Origin of the sequence: Streptomyces graminilatus, assembly GCF_001418565.1 — a bacterium.
Taxonomy (GTDB): domain Bacteria; phylum Actinomycetota; class Actinomycetes; order Streptomycetales; family Streptomycetaceae; genus Streptomyces; species Streptomyces graminilatus.
In genome coordinates this window covers 1-5,282 of the sequence record NZ_LIQQ01000586.1, presented here as the reverse complement: position 1 = coordinate 5,282, position 5,282 = coordinate 1, and the positions used below count along the sequence as shown (strand labels likewise).

Sequence of the window (5,282 nt, the reverse complement as noted above, 5' to 3'; positions counted from 1 at the left end):
CTAATTTCTGTCGCGCGACAGAAATTAGACACCGGGCCGGTTCCGGAACCAGTGCAGAACCGGCTCAGAACCAGTTCCAGAAGCAGTTTCAGAAACAGGTCCACAGGAAGTACCACTTCGGAGCCGGAGGACCCTCGATGGGGACATCGACCACGTACGGAGCCCGCGACCACGCCCGTGCCCAGGAGGGCGCCCGGGCCGAGGCCATGCCCGTCGTCCCGGCCGCCGACTGGCCGGCGCCACCCTGCGAGGCCGGCCATCTGGTGTGGGCGGAGACGGTGGCGGGCGGCAACTACACGCACCGCGTGCTGGCCCGCGGCACCGAGCTGCGCCTGACCGACCTGCGCGGCGACGCCTGCGCCCATCTGCTGCTCTTCGTCGCGGACCGGCCCTGGGAACGGCTGAACGTCGCCGACACGGTCAAGGTCCAGTGGAACGCCTACCTCGGCGAGGGCCAGTTGCTCCTGTCCGACCAGGGCCGCGTCCTCGCCACCCTGATCGCCGACACCTCCGGGCGCCACGACGCGCTGTGCGGCACCTCGACCCTCGTACGCAACACCACCCGTTACGGCGACGGCACCCCGCAGTCGCCCTCCCCCGCCGGCCGTGAACTGTTCAAGCTGGCCGCCGCCAAGAACGGCCTCCAGCCGCGCGATCTGCCACCCTCGCTCTCCTTCTTCCAGGGCGTGGCGGTACGGGAGGACGGCACCCTCGACTTCACCGGCTCGGCCGGACCGGGCGGCAGTGTGACGCTGCGCGCCGAGCAGGACGTCACGGTGCTCATCGCGAACGTCCCGCACCCCGCCGACCCGCGCGAGGACTACGTCAGCACTCCCCTGGAGGTGCTGGCCTGGCGCGCGGAGGCGACCCGCCCCGGCGACCCCGTGTGGGAGGCCACACCCGAGGGCCGCCGAGCGTTCCTGAACACCGCCGAATTCCTCACCGCGAGGGGGCTCGCATGAGCACGCCGACCGTCCAGCCAGACATCCGGCCGAATGCCCGGAAGGCCGTCGTTCCCGCCCGCGCCGCCTGGTCGTCCGTCGTCCGCGCCGGCGGCACGCTGACCATCACCGACCTGCACGGCAACCAGGCCGTGGACTTCCTCGTGTACGACGCCCACGACACGTCCGTGCGCTACAGCGCGCCCGACACCATCCACGCGCAGGGCGGCGTCTTCCTGACCACGGGCAGCGTCCTGATGTCGAACGAGCACACGCCCCTGATGACGGTGGTCGCCGACGACGTCGGCCGGCACGACACGGTCGGCGGCGCCTGCTCCAAGGAGTCGAACACCCTGCGCTACGGCCACCACACCTGGTCGCAGCACGCGTGCGTGGACAACTTCCTCGCCGAGGGCGCCAAACACGGCCTGGGCAAAAGGGACTTGGTGTCCAACATCAACTGGTACATGAACGTGCCGGTGGAGAAGGACGGCACGCTCGGCATCGTGGACGGCCTCTCGGCGCCGGGCCTCTCGCTCACGCTCCGCGCCGAGCGCGATGTCCTGGTCCTCGTCTCCAACTGCCCCCAGATCAACAACCCCTGCAACGGATTCGACCCGACGGCGGTGGAGATGACCATCACCGAGCCGGACACCAGGACAGGGACCGGGACAGGGAGCGGGACAGGGACAGGGAGCGGGACAGGGAGCGGGACAGGGAGCGGAACAGGCAGCGGGGCGGGCACGGAATGACCTTCGACACGCTGCTGGTCGCCAACCGGGGCGAGATCGCCGTACGCGTCATCCGTACGGCACGCGAGCTGGGCCTGCGCACGGTCGCGGTCCACTCCGACGCCGACCGCTCGGCCCCGCACGTCCGGCTCGCCGACGAGGCGGTGCGGCTCGGTCCGGCGCCCGCGAAGGAGTCGTATCTCAACGCCGATCTGGTGCTGGCGGCGGCCAAGGTGACGGGCGCGGGGGCGATCCATCCCGGGTACGGCTTCCTGTCCGAGGACGCGGACTTCGCGCGGCGCTGCGAGGACGCGGGGATCGTGTTCGTAGGACCGACGCCGAGCCAGTTGGAACTGTTCGGCGCGAAACACACGGCAAGGGCGGCGGCCGAGGCGGCGGGCGTGCCCCTCGCCCCCGGCACGGGACTCCTGGCCTCCCTCGACGAGGCGTACGAGCAGGCCGCCGCCATCGGCTATCCCGTGATGCTGAAGGCGACCGGCGGGGGCGGCGGAATCGGCATGTCGGCCTGCGCGTCGGCCGCCGAACTTGCCGACGCCTGGGAGCGGGTGCAGCGCGTGGCCGCCGCCTCCTTCTCCTCGGCCGGAGTCTTCCTGGAACGGCTCGTCGAACACGCCCGCCATGTCGAGGTGCAGGTCTTCGGCGACGGCGAGGGCCGGGTCGTCACCTTCGGCGACCGCGACTGCTCACTCCAGCGCCGCAACCAGAAGGTGCTGGAGGAGGCCCCGGCACCCGGGCTTCCGCCTCATATCCGGGCCCAACTGGCGACCTCCGCACGCGACTTGTGCGCATCGGTCGGCTACCGCTCCGCCGGAACGGTGGAGTTCGTGTACGACGCCGCCCGCGAGGAGGCGTACTTCCTGGAGGTCAACACCCGGCTCCAGGTGGAACATCCGGTCACGGAGGAGATCTACGGCGTCGACCTCGTCGCCTGGATGCTGCGCCTGGCCCAAGGCGAGCGGGATGTCGTACGGGAGCCGGGTGGTCCCCGAGGTCACGCCGTCGAGGCCCGTGTCTACGCGGAGGACCCCTCCCGCGAACACCGGCCCAGCGCGGGCCTGTTGACACGGGTGGAGTTCCCGGCCGGGGTACGGATCGACGGCTGGGTGGAGAGGGGCACCGAGGTGACCACGTCGTACGACCCCATGCTCGCGAAGGTGATCGCGTACGGCACCGACCGGGAGGACGCGCTGTGCCGCCTGGACGAGGCGCTGGCCCGCACCCGGGTCGACGGCATCGAGACGAACCTGGGTCTGGTACGGGCGGCGCTGGCGAACCCCGCCTTCCGCACCGCGACGCACTCGACGACAACCCTCACCACCGTGACCGATCCGACTCCGCGCATCGAGGTGGTCTCCGGAGGAACACTGACGACGGTCCAGGACTGGCCGGGCCGCATCGGCTACTGGCAGGTGGGCGTGCCGCCGTGCGGCCCGATGGACGACCGCTCGTTTCGGCTGGGCAACCGCGCCCTGGGCAACGACGAGGGCGCCCCCGGCCTCGAATGCACCCTCCAGGGCCCGTCGTTGAGGTTCACGCACCCCACGACGGTGTGCGTGACCGGGGCCCCGGCACCGGTCACGCTGGACGGCTCGCCGGTCGCCCAGTGGGAGCCGGTGACGGTACCGGCCGGTGCGGTACTGGCGATCGGCGCCCCGACGGAACAGGGCCTCAGGACGTACGTCCTCTTCGCGGGCGGCGGCCTGGACGTACCGCCGTTCCTGGGCAGCGCGGCCACCTTCACGCTGGGCGGATTCGGTGGCCACGGGGGCAGGACGCTGCGCACGGGCGATGTCCTGCACGGCGGGGAGATGACGGAGTCGGCGAGGCCCGTCGCTCCGCGGGACCGCCCGGAGTTCACATCCACCTGGCACCTCGGTGCGGTCGAAGGCCCGCACGCGGCACCGGAGTTCTTCACCGAGGAGGACATCCACGACTTCTACGCGGCCGACTGGAAGGTCCACTTCAACTCGGCCCGCACGGGAGTACGGCTGGTCGGTCCCAAGCCTCGCTGGGCGCGCACCGACGGCGGTGAGGCGGGCCTGCACCCGTCCAACATCCACGACACGCCGTACTCCGTGGGCGCCGTCGACTACACCGGCGACATGCCGGTGCTGCTGGGCCCGGACGGCCCCTCGCTCGGCGGCTTCGTGTGCCCGGCGACCGTCCTCAGCACGGAACGCTGGAAACTGGGCCAGTTGCGCCCCGGCGACTCGGTCCGCTTCGCACCCGTGGACACAACGGGCGTACGGCGGGCGCCGATCGTCGACGGCGGCATCCTGGCCAGGGACGGCGACATCACGTACCGCCGCAGCGGCGACGACAACCTGCTGGTCGAATTCGGCCCGATGCAACTGGACTTGGCACTCCGGATGCGCGTCCACGCCCTGATGGAGGCGGTGACGAAGCTGGACCTGGACGGAGTCACGGACCTGACCCCGGGCATCCGCTCGCTCCAGATCCAGGTGAACCCGAAGGTCCTGCCCCAGTCGGACCTCCTCACCACCGTACGGAAGACCGCGACCGCTCTGCCCCCCGCGGACCGCCTGACGGTCCCCTCCCGCACGATCCACCTCCCTCTCTCCTGGGACGACCCGGCGACCCGCGAGGCGATCGCCCGCTACATGGCGGGAGTTCGCGACGACGCCCCCTGGTGCCCGTGGAACATCGAGTTCATCCGCAGAGTGAACGGCCTGGCCTCGGTGGACGACGTGTACCGCACGGTCTTCGAGGCGGAGTACCTCGTACTGGGCCTGGGAGACGTCTACTTGGGCGCACCCGTCGCCACCCCCCTGGACCCCCGCCACCGCTTGGTGACGACGAAGTACAACCCGGCCCGCACCTGGACGGCCGAGAACTCGGTGGGCATCGGCGGCGCCTACCTGTGCGTCTACGGCATGGAAGGTCCCGGCGGCTACCAGTTCGTCGGCCGTACGACCCAGGTGTGGTCGGGCTGGCAGCAGCGCGGCGCGTTCGAGCCGGGCTCGCCGTGGCTGCTGCGGTTCTTCGACCGCATCAAGTGGTACGCCGTCGAGCCTGACGAACTCCTTGAACTGCGCGCCGACATCGTCTCGGGCCGCTTCGTCCCGCGCATCGAGGAGGGCGTGTTCTCCCTGGCGGAGTACGAGGAGTTCCTGACGGAGAACGCCGAACCGATAGCGGAGTTCCGCTCCCGCCAGGGCGCGGCGTTCTCGGCGGAGCGGGATGCCTGGGAGGCGGCGGGCGAGTTCACCAGGGCGGACGCGGCAACGGCACCTCCCGCCGCCGCACCCGAGGTGAGTGTTCCCGCCGGGGGTCACCTGATCGAGGCCGAATTCGCCGCATCGGTCTGGCAGTTGAACGTGTCGCAGGGCGACGAGGTGACAGCGGGCCAACCGCTCCTGGCCCTGGAGGCGATGAAGATGGAGTCCCGGGTACACGCCCCGATATCCGGCGTCGTCCACCAGATCCTGACCAGACCCGGCGCCCAGGTGGAGGCGGGCACAGCACTGATGGTGCTGACTCCGAGCACCTGACGAGACGCGGCCGACGCAGTTTCCTCGCCCCCGCCGCCCCTACCCGTTCCCGTCCCGTCCTCGGGGGCGCTGCCCCC

The 5,282-nt window shown here is 71.0% G+C and carries 3 protein-coding genes; all 3 read left to right on the top strand.

Annotated features, from left to right (window positions below):
* The first annotated feature begins 137 nt into the window (after positions 1–137).
* From AOK08_RS37270 to AOK08_RS37260, 3 genes are read left to right on the top strand one after another with little or no spacing between them, the layout of a single operon-like run.
* Complete coding sequence (locus AOK08_RS37270) at positions 138–962, top strand: urea amidolyase associated protein UAAP1 (protein ID WP_055534348.1); 825 nt, start codon at positions 138–140, stop codon at positions 960–962.
* Complete coding sequence (locus AOK08_RS37265; RefSeq protein ID WP_241827258.1) at positions 959–1,693, top strand: urea amidolyase associated protein UAAP2; 735 nt, start codon at positions 959–961, stop codon at positions 1,691–1,693. Before AOK08_RS37270 ends, AOK08_RS37265 begins: the two co-directional genes overlap by 4 nt.
* Entirely contained in the window at positions 1,690–5,205 is a 3,516-nt protein-coding gene (locus AOK08_RS37260) for a 5-oxoprolinase/urea amidolyase family protein (protein ID WP_055534347.1), read from the top strand. Before AOK08_RS37265 ends, AOK08_RS37260 begins: the two co-directional genes overlap by 4 nt.
* The last annotated feature ends 77 nt before the right edge of the window (positions 5,206–5,282 follow it).